Raw genomic sequence first — 19,438 nt, 5'->3', positions numbered from 1 at the left:
CGGTCGTGTAACCAGTTGAACTTCGACTACAGGAGAACCGAAAACCCATGGGCGGATTGCTCGAAGGCAAGACCATCCTGATCACCGGCATCATCACCGATTCGTCGATCGCGTTCCACGCGGCGGCGGTCGCGCAGGAGCAGGGCGCGAAGGTGATCATCACCGGCATTCCGGAGCGGCTGCGGTTGATCGATCGGATCGCCAAGCGGCTGCCGCAAGAGGTCGCCCCGGCCATCCCGCTCGATGTCACCAACGAGGAGGATCTGGTCGCGCTGGCCGATAAGGTCCGTGAGCTCGCGCCGGACGGCCTCGACGGTGTGCTGCATTCGATCGCCTTCGCGCCGCGCACGCTGATGGGCCCGGAGGCGCGTCCGTTCCTGGACGGTCCCGGTCCGGATGCGGCCAAAGCCTTCGAGATCTCGGCCTGGAGCTACGCCTCGCTGGCCCGCGCCGTGCTGCCGGTGATGAACGAGGGCGGTTCGCTCGTCGGCATGGATTTCGATCCGCGCACCGCGATGCCGTTCTACAACTGGATGGGTGTGGCCAAGGCCGCGCTGGAGTCGGTGAACCGGTATGTGGCGCGCGAGGTCGGCACCGCCAAGCGGATTCGCTCGAATCTGATCGCCGCGGGCCCGATCAAGACCCTCGCGGCCAAGGCCATCGCGGGCACTGCGACCGACGATGCCGCCAAGCTGAACCAGCTCAACACCTACTGGGACGGCGCGTCGCCGATCGGCTGGGACGTCGACGATCCGACCGTGGTGGCGAAGTCGATCGTCACGCTGCTCTCGGACTGGTTGCCGGGCACCACCGGTTCGATCATCTACGTCGACGGCGGAGCCAGCCACAACACCTGGTTCCCGGAGAATATGTCGATCAACTGAGGTAATCCGAAGGGAGACACCGTGGTTCGGGCCGCCGACGCCCTGCTGCTGCTGTCGTTCGGCGGTCCCGAGCGGCCCGAGGACGTGATGCCGTTCCTGGAGAACGTCACTCGGGGGCGGGGTGTGCCGCGCGAGCGTCTCGACGAGGTCGCGCAGCACTACCTGCACTTCGGCGGTGTCTCCCCGATCAATGCGCTCAACCGCGACATCATCGCCGCGGTGGAGCGCGAATTGGCTGGTGTCGGAATCGAATTGCCGGTGTACTTCGGTAACCGCAACTGGGATCCGATGGTCGAGGACACCGTCGCGCGCATGGCGGCCGACGGTGTGCGGTCGGCATTGGTGTTCCCGACCTCGGCATGGGGGGGATACTCCGGCTGTCTGCAGTACGACGAGGACATCGCAAGGGCGCGTGCGGCTTTCGGGCCGGATGCGCCGGAACTGGTGAAGTTGCGGCAGTACTTCGATCATCCGCTGTTGATCGAGGCGTTTGCGGCGGCGATTCGTGCCGCGGTGGATTCGCTTCCGGCCGAGCGCCGGGAAGGTGCTCGGCTGGTTTTCACCGCGCATTCGATACCGGTGTCGGCCGATATTTCCGCGGGACCGCCTGCCGATGGTGGCCGTCTGTACAGTCGTCAGGTCGCCGAGGCAGCCCGATTATGTGCCGCTGCAACGGGATTCGCCGATTATGACTTGGTGTGGCAGTCCCGCTCCGGGCCACCGCGGATCCCTTGGCTCGATCCGGATATCGTCGATCATCTCGAGGATCTGTCCGGCAAGGGCGTGGATGCGGTCGTGGTCTGCCCGGTCGGGTTCGTCTCCGATCATCTCGAGGTCATCTGGGATCTGGACAACGAAGCCAGGGAGAAGGCCGAGGAACTCGGCATGGCGTTCGCCAGGGCCGCTACCCCCGGCACGGACCCCCGCTTCGCCCGGTTGGTCGTCGAACTGATCAACGAGCACCTGACCGGTAAATCGCCACGCCGACTCGGCGACATTCCAGGCTACGGCTGCACCGTCAACGGTGCCCCCTGTGCAATCGACTGCTGCACCCCGCCGCGTCGCCCTGCTGCGGCAACCTAGTGCCGCGTCCAGCTAGCTTCTGAGGTAATCGAGATCCGTCGAGGAAGACATATGGCGGTGCCGCAGGGCGTGTCGTGCCGCGTTTCGACTGCGCTCGGCGAGCGAACCAGAGCCGCCGGGTTGCGTCACTGGGCGTCAAAGCCTCGCCTTGCGGGCACCGCGTCGCCGTGGACGCAGCTGATAAAGGCGGTACCACGCCAGCGCGACGAAGACGGCCCCTAGCCCGGCGACGACTCCCATGTCGAGCAGCCACGTGCCGATGGTGTGTTTCCACAGCGGGTCGGCTGCGCCCGTGTGCGGTGAGAGGGTGTCGAGGTCGAGGGTGGCGGCTCCTGCACCGAACCCCCAACGGGATGGCGATATGTAGGCCAGTTGCTCTAGGCCGAGTGTGCCGGGGAGCCGCACCAGCCCGCCGGTGAGCACCAGTTGTGCCATCGACAGCACAATCAGCAGCGGCAGTGTCTTCTCCGAGGTGTTCACCGACACCGACACCAGTAAGCCCAATGCCAGCGATGCGATGCCGAGCAGCGCCATCGCCAGGATCAGCTCCAGCTCGACGATCGTGAAAAGCCCCTTGGGCGGCATATCCACGCCGATGGTTCCGATCAGGACCAACACCGCCGCCTGAAGCGTGGTGATCACGCCCAGGACCAGCAGTTTCGACATCAGATAGACCCCTGCTGACAGGCCTGCCGCGCGTTCTCTGCGATAGATCGTCTGCTCCTTGACGATCTCGCGAATCGAGTTGCCGGTGCCGACGAAGCAGGCCGCGAACGCCAAAACCATGAGCTTGGTCGGGGCGTCGACGTTGGATCCCGCCGGCCCGGCGAATCCCTCGCCCGACGGCACTGCAGCGATCAAGCCACCCAGAAGTATGGGCATCACGCCGAGGAGCGCCATATAGCTTCGGTCCGAGGCGATCACCGCCAGATATCGCCGGCACAAGGTACTGAGCTGGGCAAGCTTGGACTGCTGCGCGGGCGGCGGGGCCGGTGGGTGCACTTCCGCTGGGCCGACATCGTCGGTCAGTCCGACCGCCACGTAGTTCTCGAAGCGTAACGACGTCTGGAACTCACCGGCCCAATCGCGGTCTTCCTCGCGGTCGAATGCCTGGAACACCTCGGCCCAAGTGCGCTGTGCGAACTGCTGCAGCCCCTCCTCGGGCGGCCCGTAATAGGCCAGCCGACCGCCGGGCACCAGGACCAGCAGGCGGTCGCAGGAATCGAGATTCGCCACACTGTGCGTAACGACGATGACGGTCCGCCCGTCGTGTGCCAGTTCGGACAGCATTTCCATGACCGTTTTGTCCAGGCCCGGGTCGAGGCCGGAGGTCGGTTCGTCGAGAAACAACAGAGACGGTTTGGTCAGCAACTCCACTGCGACGCTCACGCGTTTGCGCTGACCGCCCGAGAGCTTATCGATGCGGGTATCGGCGTGCCGCGCCAAGCCGAGTTCGTCGAGGACCTCGTCGACCCGCTGCTCGCGCTCCTCGCTGCGTGTGTCACCGGGGAAGCGCAGCTCGGCCGCGTAGAGCAGCGCGCGCCGCGTCGGAAGCTGGTTGTGCAGGATGTCCTCCTGCGGGACCAGCCCGATCCGGTGCCGGAGTTCGTCGTAGTTGGTGTACAGGTCGCGTCCGTCGTAGCGGACCGTCCCCTCCGTCGCCGGCCGCAACCCGGTGACCGCGCCGAGCAGCGTCGACTTGCCCGCTCCGCTGGGCCCGATGACCCCGACAAGCGAGCGCTGCGAGATAGGGAAGCCCACCCTGTCGAGGAGCACCTTGCCCTCAGGGGTCCGCACGGTGAGGTTCTGCACCGAGATCGACACGTCACCGGTGTCGACGAACTCGCGCAGCTCGTCGCCGACCAGCCGGAACGTGGTGTGCCCCATGCCGATCAAATCGGATTCGGACAGGTCCGCGGCGTCGATCCGGTGGCCGTTGACGTAGGTGCCGTTGTGGCTGTCGAGGTCGACGATCCGGTACCTGCCGTCGTCGATCGTGCGCAGCTCGGCGTGATGGCGGGAGAGCATGAGGTCATGCGCGACTATGTCGTTGTCGGCCGCGCGTCCGATCCGAAGCGTGGGCGAGGTGATCTGGACAACCGCGCTGGGGCGGGTCACCGAAGATGACGATCGCGAAACTTGCCGGGGCCGACCCTCCTGGAACTTCGTGATCGTTGCGTCATCCTCGACGTTGTAGCCGGGATCGGGGACGACCATCGTGTCTCCCCCGATATCGTCATAGGATTCGGCGCCGGGTTGTCCTTCTTGTCCCTCTATGGAACAGGCCAACTGCTCGCCGTCCACGGCGTGACCGAGCTGGAACGTCTCGTCATGGTCGATCAGCATCCGCGCGACGCGGTGACCGTCGAAAAAGGTGCCGTTCAGGCTGCCCGCGTCCTCGATTTCCCAACCGTCCGCACCCTGCTCGAGAACGGCGTGTAACGAAGATACGCGTGGATCGCTCACCACAATGTCGGCTGCCGGATCGCGACCGACGTTGTATGCATCTCCGGCGCGTAGCCGATAGACCCGGTCCCTCGTGTGCACCACAAGAACCGGTGCCGGGAGGGAATCCGTCGAGGACGGTTTATCCGCCATGAGGTGAGTATACGACGGGTCCGTGCTTGTGCTGGCGGGTTGCTGGCGATCGGTATCGCGAGGTGACCGACGATTGCGGCGACACTCCCGACGGGTCCGGATGGGTTGCCGTCGGCAGCACCGCCGCCGAATACACATCGTCGACACGAACGCCGATCGGGTGACCAGTTCAGGCAAGCTTTATCGCGGTGTTCGCCCCGGCCACCAGCTCTGGCACCCGGTTGGTGAGATCGGCGATGAAGACGTTTCCGTGGGCGTCAACCGTCGGTCCATTGGGATAGCGGAGTCGGGTGACGGTCAGAAGCTCAGGTCGGTGAGGTAGGCGTAGACGCCGGGGAATCCTGGGCGGGCGCTGCCCTTACCCCAAGAGGTGAGGCCGAGCAGGCGGCCCGAGGCGAGAAGTGGGTCGCCGCTGTCGTATTCGGCGGTGTCGGCGTCGGTGGATCCGGCGCAAAACATATCGGCGGGGTCGAACGCGGAGCCAAAGGCGGCGGCGCACGTGGTGTTCGGGACGATCGGGACGGTGGCGGAGCGCAGGAGCGTATTCGACGTGTCGTTCTCGCTGGTCGCGCCCCAGCCGACGATGGTCGCGGTGTCGCCGTATGCGCGCGGATCACGTTGTGGCGCGGCGATTTCCAGGAACGGCCCCGGCCTCGGCTCGTCGAGGATGAGGATCGCGAGATCATTGTGGTGCACGCTCTCGCCCTCGAAATCGGTTTCCCGGAAGTCCGGGTGGATGCGAATCTCCTTGACCCCCACGGTGACTCCGTCGTGCGAGCGCAGGTCGGTGCGGCCGAAGGTTACGGTGATCGCCTGCGGCAGCAGCCGGGCCAACTCGACGCAGTGCGCCGCTGTCACAACCCGATCGGGGGCGATGAGCGCACCGCCGCAGAATTGCCCGGAGGGCCGGGGGAAGTACAACGGGCTGCCGATGGCGGCGAGCCACGGGTAGGCGCTCGCCTCGATGGTATTTCCGCCCACGATCGCCGTGGCGGGAACGGCGGGCGCGCCGAGACCGATGAGGAATGCGGCGGTCACAGTCGCGGCAATGCGAGGTATACGGATCATGCCGCCTCCCGGATGATTTAGGCGATCGGTCCGCCTATTCAACCAGAGGACGCCGGCGTTCTCGCGCCTTCAGGGACCGGCGGCCCCGCATGCGTCGACCGTCGTTGATTTACGAATTGCCTCGGGCCGCGGCGTGCACCGCCACCAACCTGGCAGCGCGGATCGCATCCCACAATGGACGTAGGAGGTCTTCCTGGGCCCCGATGGCGGTGGCGGAGGTCGGGGAGGAGGCCGGTTCGCGTTGGGCGACAGTGAGGATGGCGGCGACGTGGTCGGCGCTGTCGAGGATTCGCCTGGCGCGCAACGGGATCGAATCCGGATAATCGTGGCGGGAGTAATCCGCGAGCTCGGCCTCGATGAGTTCGCGGGGGTCGGAATCGACGGTCGCGCCCGCGGCGGTGGTGTGCAGGCGCATGAGGGCGTCGGCGGCGTCGCGTACCGCTTCGCGCATCGTGTGTTCCGCCTCGCCGAGCGACATATCCTGTCCCGGCGCGGCCGGAATCGGGGTGCTGTAGACGGTCCACTGCAGCGTGTCGTCGTCGGGCCACTGCGGGATCAATCCGGTGCCCTCCTCGCCCGGTACGCCGAACAACATTCCCTCGCCCGCCTCGATCGCATCAGCGGCGAAGGCTGTTCCAGTGGGCAGTCCGCGCACATCGCCGGGCACCGGCAGCACCAAGCGCAGCTGCGCACCGGGTTGTGTCATCGCCTCGCGAATCACCTTGAGCAGCGCCATGACTCCGGTGCCGGACAGATTGTCGCGAGAAGACCACGGCAGGTCGTCGCGGCCGCCGGTCAACGGATCGCCTGCGGCGATGGTGTGCCGCGGCGCCCAGGCGTACAGCGCCTCGAGGATGTCGTCGGGCGCGCTGCAACCGGCCAGCCAGGAGCCGGCCCACACCGTCAGCGTGGCACTAGGAGAGCACATAATTATCGAGCATAAAGGAGGGTTGCGACTCGGGGGCGTCCATGCCGGATACCCCGGTGAGCTGCGCGCATCGATCCGCCGCCCGGTACCGCGAGTACCACAACGGCGGGCGCGCCGCCGCCGTTGGCGTGCGGGCCGAATACCGCGGAGTGGGACATGATTTCAGCGAATGGACCCGATAGCGATGGTCACTCCGGTTCGGTGACGAAGTCGATGAGCCGCTCCACCGCGCCGATCAGGGGGGATTCCAGATCGCGGAAGGATTCGACCGCGTTAAAGACCCGCCGCCACCCCTCCTGCGGTGTGCCCCAGCCGAGCCGACGGCAGATGCCGGTCTTCCAATCCTCGCCGCGCGGCACCTCCGGCCACGCCTCGATACCGACCGCCGCAGGACGCACAGCCTGCCAGACATCGATATAGGGATGCCCGGTGACCAGCACATACTTACCGAGGCCGGTGGTCAGCTGGGTTTCCTTGGAACCGGTGACCAGATGGTCGACCAGCACACCGACCCGCCGACCCGGTCCGGGCGCGAATTCGGTCAGCCACTCGGCCAGATTGTCCAAACCCTCGAGATGTTCGACGACCACGCCCTCGACCCGCAGATCGTGCCCCCAGACCCGCTCCACCAATGCGGCATCGTGGACGCCCTCCACCCAGATCCTGCTCGTCTTCGCGACCTGCGCGCGCAGCCCCTCCACCCGAGTCGAACCCGACGCCGACCGGGTCGGCTTCTTCGGCGCCGCGGCCTTGGGCCGGACCAGCGTGACGGGTGCACCGTCGATCAGGAATGCGGCCTCGCGCAATGCGAATAGCCGCACGGCACCGCGCGCATCCTCCAACTTGACGAATTCGCCGTCATAGCTGCGATCGAATCCGACCACGGCACCGCAGAATCCGGTCGCCGCATCCTCCACCACGAGGTCGCGTTCGGCGACCACCGTCGGCACGGTTCGCTTCTTCGATCGCGAATGTCCGGAGAAGATATCGCCGCCATACATTTCACGCCCGCTCACCCGCCCGAAAATAGCACCGCCGGTTCGGGTTGCGGCGCAAGCGAGTTGGTGTGCCGGTCACAGACTATTGGCGAACAGCGCATACTGCGCCGCCACCTGCTGCCGAACGTCGGCTTCGTTATCGCCGTTGACGTTCGCGACATAGCGCTTATAGGTGACGTAGCAGCTGTGCTCGAACTGCTTATCGGTATCGCCACGCCGATTGAGCCGCTGGCAGATCGCGCCGGGCACATCCCTTGGCGCATCGATCGGATCGTATTCGTCACCGGAGCGCGCGATGAGCTCGTTGACCAGGTGCGGCCCCGAGGCCTCGTCGCGCACTCGATAGACGATGGTGTCGTCCGCGATCGCCCAGGCGTCCAGCCCGGTTTCGTCGATCATCCGCTGCGCGGTGGCCTGATTCGTGGCGGTGTGCACGACGATGGCCGGGCCGTACACACTGAATTCGCGCAGGTCGAGCGTGTGGTTGCGGCGGTCGCGGACGACAGCGCGGGCCAACAGCCCGTCCGGATCGACCTTCAAGTCGTCGAGCTGGTCCACGGGGGTGGCCCGGAATTTGTCGACGACGGCGAGTTCGGCGTCGAAGGTGTTGCCGAGCCAGCCCAGTAGATCGCGTTCATCGGCCTTGGGCCGCTGGATGAATACCTGCAGGACGAATTCCTTGTCGGCGATGAAGGATCCGATATTGGCGACATCGGGCCGCCAGTGGGTGTGGGCATTGGGATATTTGTCCAGCTCGAGCCGCTTGTTCTGATCGGGTGAGACCGCGAAGTCGGCGGCTTCGAGTTCGCGTGCTGCCTGTTCGGCCTCGGTCGCGTTCGGGAAGCGCATCAGCAGCTGCGAGATGATGGTGACGTCCGGTCCGGGGCCGCGCTGATCGATCTGGAACGGCTCATAGGGCCGGTCTGCCCCGACCGCGCCGTAGGCCACCAGCATCTTGCGTCGCTCGAGCACCGGTATCGACGCGCTGCCGGTGTAGTAGTCGGCCGCCTCCTGGTTATCGGATACGACGCCACCGAGCACACCGAAGGTCAATTTCGGATCGATGCGGCTTGTCGGTACCACCGCCTCGGCCATCCGAATGCCTTCCAGCAGTGCGCCATTGCCGTGCGAGTCCTGGTCGTAGCGGTATTTGTCGACCGGATAATCGCCGATCTCCAGCTTGCGAACATCGGGTTCGGCCGCGACCGGGATACCGGTGATGCCGCACCCGGCCAGCAGACCGATTACCGCGACGCAGGCAGCCGAAATGACGGTGCGTGATCTCCGAAACATGCCAGGTTCCTCGTCCTTCGTACGCGATGTCGTTGCGATTACGGATGCGGAGCCGGATTGGTTCAGCGGATTGCCGCTGCGTCCTGTTTCGCTCGAAATCATCAGGCGCACAGTCATTTCGGTTTCGATGGCTGAGCAGCACGGCATGGGGCGCGTCGAACCGCCGCCGGTGATCTTGGGTTTGTCGCGCCACAGAAGTGGTTCGGACCACTACAGTGGGGCTGTGGCCGCAATCGTTTGGCTGGTCGCGGGCCTGCTGCTCGCGGCGGCGGAGATGCTCACCGGGGACCTCACGCTGCTGATGTTGGGCGTCGCCGCGCTCGGCACCGCGGGAGTCGGTGCGGTGGCCGATACCGGGCTGGTCGCCGACGCCGTGGTCTTCGCGGTGCTGGCGCTGGTGCTGCTGCTCGGGGTGCGACCAGTTCTGCGGCGCCGCTTCGGAACTCCGCCGCCGATCCCGACGAATGTCGATGCGCTGCCGGGTAAGCAGGCGCTGGTGCTGGAGTCGGTCGCCGCGCACAGCGGCTTGGTCAAAATCGGTGGCGAAGAGTGGACCGCGCGGCCGTTCGATTCGACGGTCGAGTATCCGAAAGGAACCACGGTGTACGTCATGAAGATCGACGGCGCGACCGCCGTCGTCTGGAAGGAGCCGTAAATGGCTGTGCTCATCGTTGCCGCCGTGCTGGTGCTGTTGGTCGTGGTGGTGGTCTTCAAGTCGATCGCCCTGGTGCCACAGGCGGAGGCGGCCGTCATCGAGCGACTAGGCCGATATTCGCGCACAGTCTCCGGCCAGCTGACGTTCCTGGTGCCTTTCGCCGACCGGATCCGCGCGAAGGTCGATCTGCGCGAGCGGGTGGTGTCCTTCCCGCCGCAGCCGGTGATCACCGAGGACAACCTGACCCTGCATATCGACACCGTCGTGTACTTCCAGGTGACGAGCCCGCAGGCGGCGGTGTACGAGATCAGCAACTACATCGCGGCCGTCGAACAGCTCACCGTTACCACCCTGCGCAATGTGGTCGGCGGCATGACCCTGGAGCAGACGCTGACCTCCCGCGATCAGATCAACGGTCAGCTACGCGGGGTGCTCGACGAGGCCACCGGCCGGTGGGGGCTGCGCGTCGCGCGGGTCGAACTCAAGAGCATCGATCCGCCGCCGTCGATCCAGGAGTCGATGGAGAAGCAGATGAAGGCCGACCGCGAGAAGCGCGCCATGATCCTCACCGCGGAGGGCACCCGCGAATCGCAGATCAAGACGGCCGAGGGCGCCAAGCAGGCGCAGATTCTCTCCGCCGAGGGCGCCAAGCAGTCCTCGATCCTGGCGGCCGAAGGTGAACGGCAGAGCCGGATTCTGCGCGCCCAGGGTGAGCGTGCCGCCGCCTACCTGAACGCGCAGGGACAGGCCAAGGCCATCGAAAAGGTTTTCGCCGCAATCAAATCCGGCAAGCCGACGCCGGAACTACTTGCCTACCAGTACATGCAGACCCTGCCGCTGGTCGCGCGTGGTGACGCGAATAAGGTGTGGCTGGTGCCGAGCGATTTCGGCAAGGCGCTCGAGGGCTTCGCCCAGAACTTCGCGACCAAGGGCGAGGACGGCGTATTCCGCTACGAGCCCGCCCCGGCCGACGATGTGGAGAGCAAGCCGGAGGACGATTCCGATGTCGAGGGCTGGTTCGATACGGCCCGCGATCCGGCCATCGAACAGGCGGTGCGCGCCGCGGAGGCCGATGCCCGGGCATCGGTCGAGGGCGTGGCGACCCCGGTGACCCGGACCCAATTGTCCCCGCACCAGCCGGTCATGCCAGCGCAGCAGGAGACCCCGCCCAATCAGATTCCGCCGCATCAGCCGCCGTATCGCCCGGACGGGCCGCAGGGGCAGCCCTGGCAGCCGCCGTCGCAGTAGTCGGTGAACCACAGGCACCCCGGATCTCGTCGAGGTACGGGGTGCTTTGTTCGATGCCTAGGGCGCGAGATCGATGGTCAGCGTTGCCAATTGGAGTGCGATGGCGCAGGGGTCGGGTGTTGTTGTGTGGGAATGGTTTTGGACGCGCCAGACGATAGTGCCGTTGTCCGCGGCTGCGACCGAGCAGTCACCTGGATCGTGTGGATTGCGGATGTAGAAGCCGGTCGCGGTGACGGTCGCGCCGAAGATCTGTTCGGTGATCGTCAGATGTTCGGTCTGGAAACCGTCGTTCTCGGCCCGCTGCCATGTCTGCTGGAGCGATTCGCGGTCGATGTAGGTGAAGGTCAGATCGGATTCATCGGCGCCACGCTGTGCGCGCCAGACGCAGAGCGGCGGACGGTGGTCGGTGGTGAGGGTGTCGGCCTGCGCGGCGCGGCTGATCTGCTCTTCGGTCAGCGGTGTGCAGTTCGCCAATGAGCTGGCCGTCGGGGTAGAGGCCGGTTGGGCGTCCGGCGCGGCCTTATCGGAACAGCCGGTCAGCAGTCCTGCGGCAGCCAGCACGGCCAGTCCGCTACGCACACGGAACGCGGTCACATCGGCTCCCTTCTTCGAACACCGAGGCCCTCGGCCACCCGTCGAGGCTACCGGCCGGTCCGCAGGCAGGGCGGTTTCGGCACTGCTGCCTGCTCAGGGGCCCGGTCGGCGTCGGCAGCGAAAAATGGTTCGGCGAGGCAGTGGGTGCGCTGCATACTCACGGTCCACAAAGACAGGAGGGACTGCGCGTGGCTGATTTCGGGGTATGCCGCTGCTCGATCGGGTTGCCGGGGCTGTGACCGCGGCGATCGGTCGGGCTCGGCGCTGTTGGGGACGGATCCGATGGTGCGACGTTCCGAGCGCGCGGACTTCCAGTCGAATGGGACGCTTGCGGTGGCGAAGTGGGCGGGAGGCTGTGGTGATTCGACAGAATCACTTGGCGGACTGGGGGACTCAGTTCGGGATGATGATCCAATATCGGGGATGAGCATCCCGGGGTGCGCTGGCGTCACGATGAGCTGAGCGGCGATACGTCGGCGGTTTCGGCACTGACGGCTTGTACAAGGCGGCGCAGACCGTATTCGATGGTGATCCGGCATTTGCGGAGCGGGCCAGGGCTCGGGTGGTGGCGCTGCAATCCGGCCCTCATCGCGACCTTCTACGGCATGAACTTCACCTGGATGCCCGAATTGGAATGGGAGCACGGCTTTCTCGCCACCACGGTGATGACCCTGGTGGCGGCGGTGATTCCGCTGGTCTACATCAAACGCAAGGGTTGGCGGCGCTGAGATTGTGATCGTGGTCTCCGTGATGGGTGTCGGTACCACGGTGTGAGCAGCAACCGACAGACGCCGGATCGGTACCGAAACACCGCCGTGACGGATTACCGTGCGCCCATGACGATTGCCGGAACCGCCGCCCGCCATCTGCGGCCACGGGCCTGGATCGCCCCGATCGCCGTGGTCACCCTGCTCATGTCACTGCTGGCCACGATGTATCTGGCATACGTGGTCAATCCGGCCAAGAACCTGCACGATTTCCCTGTCGCACTGGTCAATCAGGACGACGGCGATACCCTCGGCGGCAAGCCCACCAATGTCGGTAATCAGATCACCGACGCACTCGTCGCGAACCTGCCCACCGACAAGATCGACCTGCGGGTTGTCGGATTCGCCGAGGCGCAACGGCAACTGAGCCAGGGCAAGGTCTACGGTGCGATCGTCATCCCCAGTGACTTCACCAAGCGGCTGGCCATTCTCGGCGCGGCCGGTGTGGTGCCGGGCAAGGTCGAACAGCCGATCATCACGGTGCACACGAACCCTCGGGCGGGCAGTTTCGCCACCGGGGTCATGCAGCGTATTGCCGATCAGGCGCTGACTCGCGTCGACGAGACGGTGGGCAAACAACTTACCGATACCGTGCAGACCCAGCTGCAACCTGCCGGGGGCGGCCAAGCGCCACAGCTTGCGGGTGCCAGTCAATTGATGCTCGCCCATCCGATCCAGGTGGTGGTCGATCCGTACCGGCCGCTGCCCGACGGCACCGGACAGGGTTTGTCCGCGTTCTTCTACACGATCATGGTGCTGCTTGCCGGATTCACCGGTGCGATGATCATTCACGCCATGACCGATTCCGCCCTCGGTTTCGCACCGACCGAGTACGGCCCGTGGTACGTGCACTATCCGACCGCGCCGATCTCCCGCTTCCGCACCCTGCTGTTGAAGTGGGCGATCCTGATCGTCACCGCGCCGATCGTCTCCGCGGTATTCCTCGGTGTCGCAGCGGCATTGGATGTGCCGCTCGATCACCCGCTCGCGCTGTTCCTGTATTGCGTGCTCGCGATTATCGCGGTCGGGGTGACCGCGCTGTCGGTGCTGGCCGCGCTCGGCACCGCGGGTCTGCTGGTCAATCTGATCCTGTTCATCGTGCTCGGCCTGCCCTCCTCGGGCGGTAGCGTGCCCATCGAAGCGACGCCGGCGTACTTCGAGTGGCTGGCCACCTTCGAGCCCATGCATCAGGTCTTTCTCGGGCTGCGCGCCATCCTCTACTTCAATGCGAACAGCGCTGCAGGGCTCGCGCGCGGCAGCTGGATGGCGGTGCTCGGTCTGGGTATCGGCCTGGTCGTCGGCGCGGTGGTGACCGTGTACTACGACCGGAAGGGCTTGCACCGCAAACCCGCCGAGCAGGCTGCCGCGACGAAATGAGCGTTGCGGGCATGGGGCTGAGCGATCGAGCCATGGGAACGCTCACGACTCGTTCCTAATGTTGTGCTCATGACCTTCGATATCGGCGTGATCCTCCCGACCTCCACCCCCGATCCGGCACATCCGATCCTCGGCGATGTACGGGCCGCCGCCCGCCTCGCCGAACAACTCGACCTCGAATCCGTGTGGTCCACCGACCATCTCGTGGCCAGCGCGCCCATGTTGGACAGCACTGTGACGCTCGCGACCGCGGCGGCCGTCACCGACCGGATCCGGATCGGCTACAACGTCATGCTGCTCGCGCTGCGCCCGGTGGCGTGGGCGGCCAAGCAGATCAGCACGCTGCAGTATGTATCGGAGAACCGGTTGCTGCTCGGTGTCGGCACCGGAAATCCGGCGCACGGCGATATCGGTTGGCGCGCGGCCGGTACGACATTCGAGAACCGCGGTCGGCGCACCGATGAGGCACTGCGGGTACTGCCCGATCTCGTCACCGGTTCGACCGCAATGGTCAACGGCGTCGACGTGGCGCTGGCACCCGGATCGGCGATGCCGCCGGTCCTGGTGGCGGGCAATGGGACTCGGGCGCGGCGGCGGGCGGCCGAATACGCCGACGGCTGGATCACACTGCAGCCGGGCCTGGACCAGTTGGCCGCCGACTTCGACGAATTACGGGCACTGGCAACACAATTCGATCGACCGGTACCTCCGGTGACCGTGGTGGCTCCTGCACTTCCCACTGATCACTCCGCCGCCATCGACCTGCTTGCCGCCCACCGGGACGCCGGAGTCGAACGCGTCATCCTCGCCCCGACCGGCCCCGAATGGCAGCGCGATTACGAGAATGCCGCGAAACTCCGTGCGGCACTGTAACTACAGCTGCGTCAACCTCAGCTTCAGCGCATCGGTGATTATGGCTCGGGCGGCTTCGCCGTACCGAGCCTGCCGGTGCAGCGCCGCCCAGGTCTTCTCGTAGTACGCGAGTTCCCGTGGCTGCGTGATGGTGAGACCCGCCGAGATGGTCTCGACCTCCGCGATGCGTTTGTCGAGCAGTACGAAACATGTTGTGGTGTAAAGGAAATCGGCCGTCCGCGGAATGATGCCGAGCGCGAGCCGGGGCAGCGGCATCACATCGATGAGACGTTCGAGCTGACCGGCCATCACCTCGTTATCGCCGACCGTGGTGTAGAGCGCCTGTTCGGCCAACAGGATGCTGATCCGATGGGTGCCGTGGTGCAGAATCCGTTGGCGCGCGATCCGCGCCGCCACCGCGCGATCGATATCGTCGATACCGCCGACGAAGTCGATACATGTCTCCAGCACGGCTCTGGCATAGGGTTCGGTCTGCAACAGGCCGGGGACGACCGCGTTCTCGAAATTGCGGATGGTGGTGGCGCGCGCCTCCAACTCGATGCGGCGGCGCTGCTGCTGGGCATGTCCGGTCGCGGCGATGCGCCGCCACTCCTGCCAGAGCGCCTCGATATTCGCCAGTGCCGCTCGCAGATCCGGCAGCAGCAGTTCGGCGCCGCACAGTCTGCACCATTCGGCAAGATCGCTATCGCTCGGCGTCTGTTTACCGTGTTCGATGCGCGACACCTTGGCCGAATGCCAGCCCGCGTCGGCGGCGAGCTGCACACCGGTCAGATGTGCGGCCTTGCGCAGTTCACGTAAGCGTGCCCCGAAGGCTTGCCGGGACTGCTCGACACCGGTCATCCACTCCGCCCGCCGGGCATATAGTCGTGGTGCGGAATTGCTTTGTTCCACAGTGTATCTCGTACTGTCGTGCAGCGTGCGACCAGCACGGGGTCGGTGGTCACCGCGGCCCCCGCCAGATCGCCGGTCTTGGTGAAGATGGTAAAGGCGACCGTCTCGTCGAGTAGCCACCATTCGTCATCGGTGTATTCCGAGGGATCGGCGAGATGCCTTGGCAGCCAGCGGATGTCCTCGCCGTAGCGCTGGTTGCGATCGGTGAGTGCGTGCAGGAATCGCACGTATTCGGTGAGCGGCTCCGAGACCACCCGTACGCGCCGGATCGGCACACCGCGTCCGGCGACCTCGCTGGTGAGCTCCTCCCAGGCCCGCCACGACGGCGGATAGGACTCCTCCTCGAACGGCGGTAGGCCCGCGAGCACGCGGCGCATCGGTTCGGTCTCGTCGGAGACCTGGGAGTGATCATCGGATACCTCGAGATGGAAAGCGTCGCTTCGGGTTTCGCGAATGAGATCGTTGGTTTCCTCGATGCTGAAGAAGAGCATTGCATTACCATTCCCACGGGCTCTGTCCGACCGGGACCGCGACCGCGGTTTCGTGCTCGGGAATCCGCATATGCGCCAAGGCATCCGGATCGGTGATCGGCTGTCCGGCGAGGGTGAAGGAACCGTGCCCGGAATCGAGCAGCGGAGCGCCGATGTACGTGCCTGGCTGCAGCCAGCCGAGCAGCATATGCGGTATTTCGACGCGGTTCGCGTCATGGGCCACCCGGTACCCCTGCACGAGATATAGATGTCGATCCTCATCGATCCACAGCCGGGGCGAGCCGGTGTTGTTGGTGGGTCCGCCGAGCAGTTGTATACGCATCAGAGTGGCCTCGTCTCGCGTGGGTATTGCGCTGGCTGCACATAATCGTCACCGGTCAGCGCCATATGGGTCAACAATTTCCGCAAATCCCCGCAAAACCATGGTGCCGCGCCCGGCCGATTTTCTACCGTTCAGGGTGGGTGCTGGCAGACAGGGTTGGTGACATGAGCGGGTCGGAACCATGGGAGGTTGTCGGGCGGTTGGCAAGCGAAACGGGGTCACTTGGCAACGGGGTGGCGATCAAACCGTGGGCGATCGGGTTCGTGCGGTGGGATATTTCGGGATCCATGGTGGATCACGATCTGCGGGCCACCCGCTGCTGCGCGGCTCGAATGGGATACGAGCTGGTCTCGATGAAGGTGGGTCCGCAGGGCGATCCGGTCGCCCGCCTGCTCGCGGCCATCGTGCGCTGCGGTGCGCATGCGGTCATCGTGCCGAGCAGAGAGCACATCTGGGCGTCGCGTCGCGCGGTCACCGAGATCTGCGATCTGGTCGTGGTCGCCGGGGACACGGTGTGGGAGCGCGGCCATCAGTGGCCGCGGTGGTTCGCGCGCTGATCCTTACCTCGCGCGTAATCGACTCCGTGATCGGCAGCGGGCAAGGTTGAGGTATCCGCCGGAGCTTTCCGGCGGGACCGAAATACCTTCCAGCAGAGGATGATTCGCTATGTCTCAGTACGAGGATGCGGTGCGGCGCTACTTCACGGCATGGAATGCCACCGATGACGAGGTGCGCGCGAAGGCGGTGGCCGCGGCCTGGCGCGAGGACGGTTTCTACACCGATCCGCTGGCCGATGTCGCCGGACACGAGCAACTGACCGCGGCCATCGGAGGCGTGCACCAGCAGTTCCCCGGCTTCGAATTCCGGCAGCTCGGTGCCGTCGACGGGCACCACAGCACCGCCCGGTTCTCCTGGGAGCTGGTTTCGGCCGACGGGAGCGCACCGGTCGCCGGGACCGATGTGATCACCCTCGCCGAGGACGGCCGGATCATCGGTGTGCACGGCTTCCTGGATCGAGTGCCGGGCGCGTAGTCGAATCCCGGGCCGGGACAGGGGATTTCCGGGCCCGTTGACATCGCGCTCGGGCGGCAACCACCATGGGTGTGCCCGACCGAATCTCCACCAACCGCGTGGTTCGCGCGCACCAGCTCGGCCGGGCGATGGCCGGGCAGGTGCTGCGCGGCGGCGGGGCGCGAGCGCTCTACTGTCCCAGACGGTTGAGGCAAGACTTGATGCGCGGATTGGTATGAACGCGGTGTCTCGCGCCGGATCGGCGGGCGTTGGTGAACGTCGGATGAATCCGGTTGCGCCTGTGGCGAACACGCTGCACCGGACCGCTTGACGGAGGATGCTGGAGAGGGCGGCCTAGATATCGAGTGCGCCCGATGAGCAGGATGGTGGTCAGCGTGGACGACGAGTCGATCCCGTTGTCGGGTCCGGAAGACGCCACGAGGCAACACGATCTGGACGAATCGGCGATGGACGCGTACTCGCGGTCGGTCATCGCCGTCGCGGCGTCGGTCACACCGCATGTGGCGAGCATGCGAACCCGGCGGGGGAGCGGATCCGCGGTGGTCTTCACCGATGACGGATTCCTGCTGACCAACGCGCATGTGGTCGGCTCGGCGAGTAGCGGCGATGTGGTGTTCGCGGACGGTGTGGAGTCACGCGTCGACGTCGTCGGCATCGATCCGCTCTCCGATCTCGCGGTGCTGCGTGCCCGCGCCGGTGCGCCGGGTGCGGTGGTGCTCGGCGATGCGGACAAGCTGGTGGTCGGCCAATTGGTGGTGGCGGTCGGGAGTCCGCTGGGGTTGGCGGGCTCCGTGACCGCGGGCGTGGTGAGCGCGCTGGGGCGAGCTGTCCCAGTCGCCTCCCGCCGGGCCGGTCGGGTGATCGAAGACGTGATCCAGACCGATGCCGCCCTGAATCCGGGCAATTCCGGTGGTGCACTTGCAAATTCATCGGGGCGGGTGGTCGGTATCAACACGGCGGTCGCGGGCGTCGGACTCGGTCTCGCGATCCCGATCAATGCCACCACTCGCCGCATCATCAGCACCCTGCTGAAAGACGGCCGCGTGCGCCGCGCCTATCTCGGCCTGGTCGGTGTTCCGGCCCCACTGCCCGCATCCGTCGCCGCCCGGACCGGCCAACATGCCGGTGTCCGCATCGTCGAAGTCGTCCGCGGCGGCCCCGCCGATCACGCGGGGCTGCGCCGCGGCGACCTCGTACTCAGCGTCGCCCGCTCCGAAGTGACCGACGCCCAGGGCATCCAACGCCAACTCTTCGGCGACGCCATCGGGGTCTCGATGCCGGTGACGGTATTGCGCAATGGCGCGATGGTCGATGTCTTCGCCATCCCGATCGAGTTGACCGTGGATTAGCTCAGGTTGTCATCGGCCCCACGGTCGGATGACGTCGTCGGCTAGATCTTCGCGGGGGTCTTGATTCCAGTTGTCGTGGTTATTGCCATTCGGCCCTGGTTCGACTGCGTGTACCACCATCGTTCGTCACCTCCCTTCGAGCGGTCGTTGCTGTTGCGGGTTAGCCATCCGCGCGCAACCGCAAACCGGAATCGACGCAAGGCGTGCATACACCGCCCGGCACGCTGGGGCGTCAGTCGGTCACGGTGACCGGGGTGGTCTCGAGATCCGGCTCGTGGGTTTGCGTCCAGCGCGCATCGATGATCAAACCGATGATGCCGATGGCGATGAGCGCCCCGGAGACTACGAGCATGCCGGGGTGGGTACGGCCGGTGAGGGCATCGCCCAGGATGACAGTGCCGATGGTCCCCGGGAGGATGCCGATGACGGTAGCGATCAGGTAGGGCCAGAAGCGGATCGAGGAGAGGGCGCAGCAGTAGTTGATCACCGAGAACGGGGCGAAGGCGATCAGGCGTAGCGAGCCGACTGCGAGCCAGCCGCGGCGTTCGAGGCGTTCATCGATGGACCGGACCGCCGGATGGGTGAGGTGGGCGGCCACTCGATCGCGATCCAGCGCGCGGACGAGCAGAATCGCCAGTGCGGCGCTGACCGTGGTCGCCGAGGCGGCCAGAACGATGCCGAGCGCGGGGCCGAACAGAACGCCCGCGCTCACCGTCAGCACGGTCCGCGGGACCGGGGCCACCGTGACCAGCGCATGGACCACGAAGAACAGCAGTGGGAAGATCGGGCCGATCGAGGTGGCCCAGTCCTGCATCTGCTGCGGTGTCGGTAGTGGGACCAGTATGGCGGCGGTGAACAGCGCCGCGCCACCGACGAGCAGGGCGAGGATGCGTGGGTCACGGATGAGCCTGAGCACCGGGCAAGGTTACCGGTTGGTAGTGGCGGCCACGGTCAACCGGCCGCGGAGCTGCCGCTAGCATCGAAGGA

The 19,438-nt window shown here is 65.9% G+C and carries 21 protein-coding genes; 11 read left to right on the top strand and 10 right to left on the bottom strand.

Annotated elements, in window-relative coordinates; genetic code table 11:
- The first annotated feature begins 47 nt into the window (after positions 1 to 47).
- A complete protein-coding gene (inhA, locus tag OIE68_RS14060; protein ID WP_040691901.1) occupies positions 48 to 884 on the top strand; it encodes an NADH-dependent enoyl-ACP reductase InhA in 837 nt (278 codons plus the stop codon).
- 21 nt (positions 885 to 905) lie between these two features.
- Positions 906 to 1,967 carry a ferrochelatase gene (locus tag OIE68_RS14055; RefSeq protein ID WP_327099821.1) on the top strand — a complete coding sequence of 354 codons (1,062 nt, stop codon included), beginning with the start codon at positions 906 to 908 and terminating at the stop codon, positions 1,965 to 1,967.
- Positions 1,968 to 2,102: 135 nt separating this feature from the next.
- Here the strand turns inward: OIE68_RS14055 and OIE68_RS14050 are convergent, their stop codons facing one another.
- The 5 genes from OIE68_RS14050 to OIE68_RS14030 form a co-directional block, all read right to left on the bottom strand.
- Complete coding sequence (locus OIE68_RS14050; protein ID WP_327099820.1) at positions 2,103 to 4,565, bottom strand: FHA domain-containing protein; 2,463 nt, start codon at positions 4,563 to 4,565, stop codon at positions 2,103 to 2,105.
- 297 nt (positions 4,566 to 4,862) lie between these two features.
- Positions 4,863 to 5,633 carry a serine protease gene (locus OIE68_RS14045; protein ID WP_327099819.1) on the bottom strand — a complete coding sequence of 257 codons (771 nt, stop codon included), beginning with the start codon at positions 5,631 to 5,633 and terminating at the stop codon, positions 4,863 to 4,865.
- A 109-nt stretch (positions 5,634 to 5,742) separates the two neighbouring features.
- A complete protein-coding gene (locus tag OIE68_RS14040) occupies positions 5,743 to 6,561 on the bottom strand; it encodes a hypothetical protein (RefSeq protein ID WP_327099818.1) in 819 nt (272 codons plus the stop codon).
- A gap of 188 nt (positions 6,562 to 6,749) precedes the next feature.
- Positions 6,750 to 7,577: a DUF3097 domain-containing protein gene (locus tag OIE68_RS14035; RefSeq protein WP_327099817.1), complete on the bottom strand. Its 828-nt coding sequence runs from the start codon at positions 7,575 to 7,577 to the stop codon at positions 6,750 to 6,752.
- 57 nt (positions 7,578 to 7,634) lie between these two features.
- A complete protein-coding gene (locus OIE68_RS14030; protein ID WP_327099816.1) occupies positions 7,635 to 8,852 on the bottom strand; it encodes a DUF7373 family lipoprotein in 1,218 nt (405 codons plus the stop codon).
- 223 nt (positions 8,853 to 9,075) lie between these two features.
- On the opposite strand from OIE68_RS14030, the gene OIE68_RS14025 reads away from it, so the two are divergent.
- Together OIE68_RS14025 and OIE68_RS14020 are read left to right on the top strand one after the other, a co-directional pair.
- Positions 9,076 to 9,507: an NfeD family protein gene (locus OIE68_RS14025; protein ID WP_327099815.1), complete on the top strand. Its 432-nt coding sequence runs from the start codon at positions 9,076 to 9,078 to the stop codon at positions 9,505 to 9,507.
- A complete protein-coding gene (locus OIE68_RS14020) occupies positions 9,508 to 10,755 on the top strand; it encodes an SPFH domain-containing protein (RefSeq protein WP_327099814.1) in 1,248 nt (415 codons plus the stop codon).
- 57 nt (positions 10,756 to 10,812) lie between these two features.
- Here OIE68_RS14020 and OIE68_RS14015 read toward each other — a convergent pair whose 3' ends face one another.
- The gene (locus OIE68_RS14015; RefSeq protein WP_327099813.1) at positions 10,813 to 11,349 is read right to left on the bottom strand and encodes a DUF3558 family protein; all 537 of its coding nucleotides are present in this window, start codon (positions 11,347 to 11,349) and stop codon (positions 10,813 to 10,815) included.
- Positions 11,350 to 11,554: 205 nt separating this feature from the next.
- Here OIE68_RS14015 and argS point away from each other — a divergent pair, with 205 nt between their 5' ends.
- The 4 genes from argS to OIE68_RS13995 all read left to right on the top strand — a co-directional run bounded on the left by argS (position 11,555) and on the right by OIE68_RS13995 (position 14,366).
- Positions 11,555 to 11,776 carry an arginine--tRNA ligase gene (gene argS, locus OIE68_RS14010; RefSeq protein WP_327099812.1) on the top strand — a complete coding sequence of 74 codons (222 nt, stop codon included), beginning with the start codon at positions 11,555 to 11,557 and terminating at the stop codon, positions 11,774 to 11,776.
- A 10-nt stretch (positions 11,777 to 11,786) separates the two neighbouring features.
- Entirely contained in the window at positions 11,787 to 12,077 is a 291-nt protein-coding gene (locus OIE68_RS14005) for a CorA family divalent cation transporter (RefSeq protein WP_327099811.1), read from the top strand.
- A gap of 108 nt (positions 12,078 to 12,185) precedes the next feature.
- Entirely contained in the window at positions 12,186 to 13,493 is a 1,308-nt protein-coding gene (locus OIE68_RS14000; RefSeq protein WP_327099810.1) for a YhgE/Pip domain-containing protein, read from the top strand.
- A gap of 69 nt (positions 13,494 to 13,562) precedes the next feature.
- Positions 13,563 to 14,366: an LLM class flavin-dependent oxidoreductase gene (locus OIE68_RS13995; RefSeq protein ID WP_327099809.1), complete on the top strand. Its 804-nt coding sequence runs from the start codon at positions 13,563 to 13,565 to the stop codon at positions 14,364 to 14,366.
- Here the strand turns inward: OIE68_RS13995 and OIE68_RS13990 are convergent, their stop codons facing one another.
- The 3 genes from OIE68_RS13990 to OIE68_RS13980 are packed head-to-tail and all read right to left on the bottom strand — an operon-like array spanning position 14,367 to position 16,070.
- On the bottom strand, positions 14,367 to 15,206 hold the full coding sequence (locus OIE68_RS13990; RefSeq protein WP_327099808.1) for a helix-turn-helix transcriptional regulator: 840 nt from the start codon (positions 15,204 to 15,206) through the stop codon (positions 14,367 to 14,369).
- Positions 15,203 to 15,748 carry a DUF6879 family protein gene (locus OIE68_RS13985; protein ID WP_327099807.1) on the bottom strand — a complete coding sequence of 182 codons (546 nt, stop codon included), beginning with the start codon at positions 15,746 to 15,748 and terminating at the stop codon, positions 15,203 to 15,205. Before OIE68_RS13985 ends, OIE68_RS13990 begins: the two co-directional genes overlap by 4 nt.
- Positions 15,749 to 15,752: 4 nt before the next feature.
- Positions 15,753 to 16,070 carry a hypothetical protein gene (locus tag OIE68_RS13980; RefSeq protein WP_040691888.1) on the bottom strand — a complete coding sequence of 106 codons (318 nt, stop codon included), beginning with the start codon at positions 16,068 to 16,070 and terminating at the stop codon, positions 15,753 to 15,755.
- A 164-nt stretch (positions 16,071 to 16,234) separates the two neighbouring features.
- Here OIE68_RS13980 and OIE68_RS13975 point away from each other — a divergent pair, with 164 nt between their 5' ends.
- The 3 genes from OIE68_RS13975 to OIE68_RS13965 all read left to right on the top strand — a co-directional run bounded on the left by OIE68_RS13975 (position 16,235) and on the right by OIE68_RS13965 (position 18,451).
- Positions 16,235 to 16,627: a hypothetical protein gene (locus tag OIE68_RS13975; protein WP_327099806.1), complete on the top strand. Its 393-nt coding sequence runs from the start codon at positions 16,235 to 16,237 to the stop codon at positions 16,625 to 16,627.
- Between the two features lie 109 nt (positions 16,628 to 16,736).
- Entirely contained in the window at positions 16,737 to 17,102 is a 366-nt protein-coding gene (locus tag OIE68_RS13970) for a nuclear transport factor 2 family protein (protein WP_063040324.1), read from the top strand.
- A gap of 446 nt (positions 17,103 to 17,548) precedes the next feature.
- Positions 17,549 to 18,451, top strand: a complete 903-nt coding sequence (locus OIE68_RS13965) for a S1C family serine protease (protein ID WP_327101665.1) — start codon at positions 17,549 to 17,551, stop codon at positions 18,449 to 18,451.
- A gap of 232 nt (positions 18,452 to 18,683) precedes the next feature.
- On the opposite strand, the gene OIE68_RS13960 is transcribed toward OIE68_RS13965, so the two are convergent.
- Complete coding sequence (locus tag OIE68_RS13960; RefSeq protein ID WP_327099805.1) at positions 18,684 to 19,367, bottom strand: TVP38/TMEM64 family protein; 684 nt, start codon at positions 19,365 to 19,367, stop codon at positions 18,684 to 18,686.
- Positions 19,368 to 19,438: the final 71 nt, after the last annotated feature.

The sequence above is a fragment of the Nocardia vinacea genome (genome assembly GCF_035920345.1).
In the GTDB taxonomy this organism is placed as follows: Bacteria; Actinomycetota; Actinomycetes; order Mycobacteriales; family Mycobacteriaceae; genus Nocardia; species Nocardia vinacea_A.
The sequence above is the reverse complement of the archived record's forward strand: the minus strand, read 5'-3'. Positions and strand labels throughout refer to the sequence as shown.

Excerpts from the sequence above, each read along its gene's own strand:
- inhA (WP_040691901.1), top strand. The coding sequence starts at position 48 with ATGGGCGGATTGCTCGAAGGCAAGACCATCCTGATCACCGGCATCATC.
- OIE68_RS14050 (WP_327099820.1), bottom strand. The coding sequence starts at position 4,565 with ATGGCGGATAAACCGTCCTCGACGGATTCCCTCCCGGCACCGGTTCTT.
- OIE68_RS14045 (WP_327099819.1), bottom strand. The coding sequence starts at position 5,633 with ATGATCCGTATACCTCGCATTGCCGCGACTGTGACCGCCGCATTCCTC.
- OIE68_RS14040 (WP_327099818.1), bottom strand. The coding sequence starts at position 6,561 with ATGTGCTCTCCTAGTGCCACGCTGACGGTGTGGGCCGGCTCCTGGCTG.
- OIE68_RS14030 (WP_327099816.1), bottom strand. The coding sequence starts at position 8,852 with ATGTTTCGGAGATCACGCACCGTCATTTCGGCTGCCTGCGTCGCGGTA.
- OIE68_RS14020 (WP_327099814.1), top strand. The coding sequence starts at position 9,508 with ATGGCTGTGCTCATCGTTGCCGCCGTGCTGGTGCTGTTGGTCGTGGTG.
- argS (WP_327099812.1), top strand. The coding sequence starts at position 11,555 with ATGCCGCTGCTCGATCGGGTTGCCGGGGCTGTGACCGCGGCGATCGGT.
- OIE68_RS14000 (WP_327099810.1), top strand. The coding sequence starts at position 12,186 with ATGACGATTGCCGGAACCGCCGCCCGCCATCTGCGGCCACGGGCCTGG.
- OIE68_RS13995 (WP_327099809.1), top strand. The coding sequence starts at position 13,563 with ATGACCTTCGATATCGGCGTGATCCTCCCGACCTCCACCCCCGATCCG.
- OIE68_RS13990 (WP_327099808.1), bottom strand. The coding sequence starts at position 15,206 with ATGACCGGTGTCGAGCAGTCCCGGCAAGCCTTCGGGGCACGCTTACGT.
- OIE68_RS13985 (WP_327099807.1), bottom strand. The coding sequence starts at position 15,748 with ATGCTCTTCTTCAGCATCGAGGAAACCAACGATCTCATTCGCGAAACC.
- OIE68_RS13980 (WP_040691888.1), bottom strand. The coding sequence starts at position 16,070 with ATGCGTATACAACTGCTCGGCGGACCCACCAACAACACCGGCTCGCCC.
- OIE68_RS13975 (WP_327099806.1), top strand. The coding sequence starts at position 16,235 with ATGAGCGGGTCGGAACCATGGGAGGTTGTCGGGCGGTTGGCAAGCGAA.
- OIE68_RS13970 (WP_063040324.1), top strand. The coding sequence starts at position 16,737 with ATGTCTCAGTACGAGGATGCGGTGCGGCGCTACTTCACGGCATGGAAT.
- OIE68_RS13965 (WP_327101665.1), top strand. The coding sequence starts at position 17,549 with ATGGACGCGTACTCGCGGTCGGTCATCGCCGTCGCGGCGTCGGTCACA.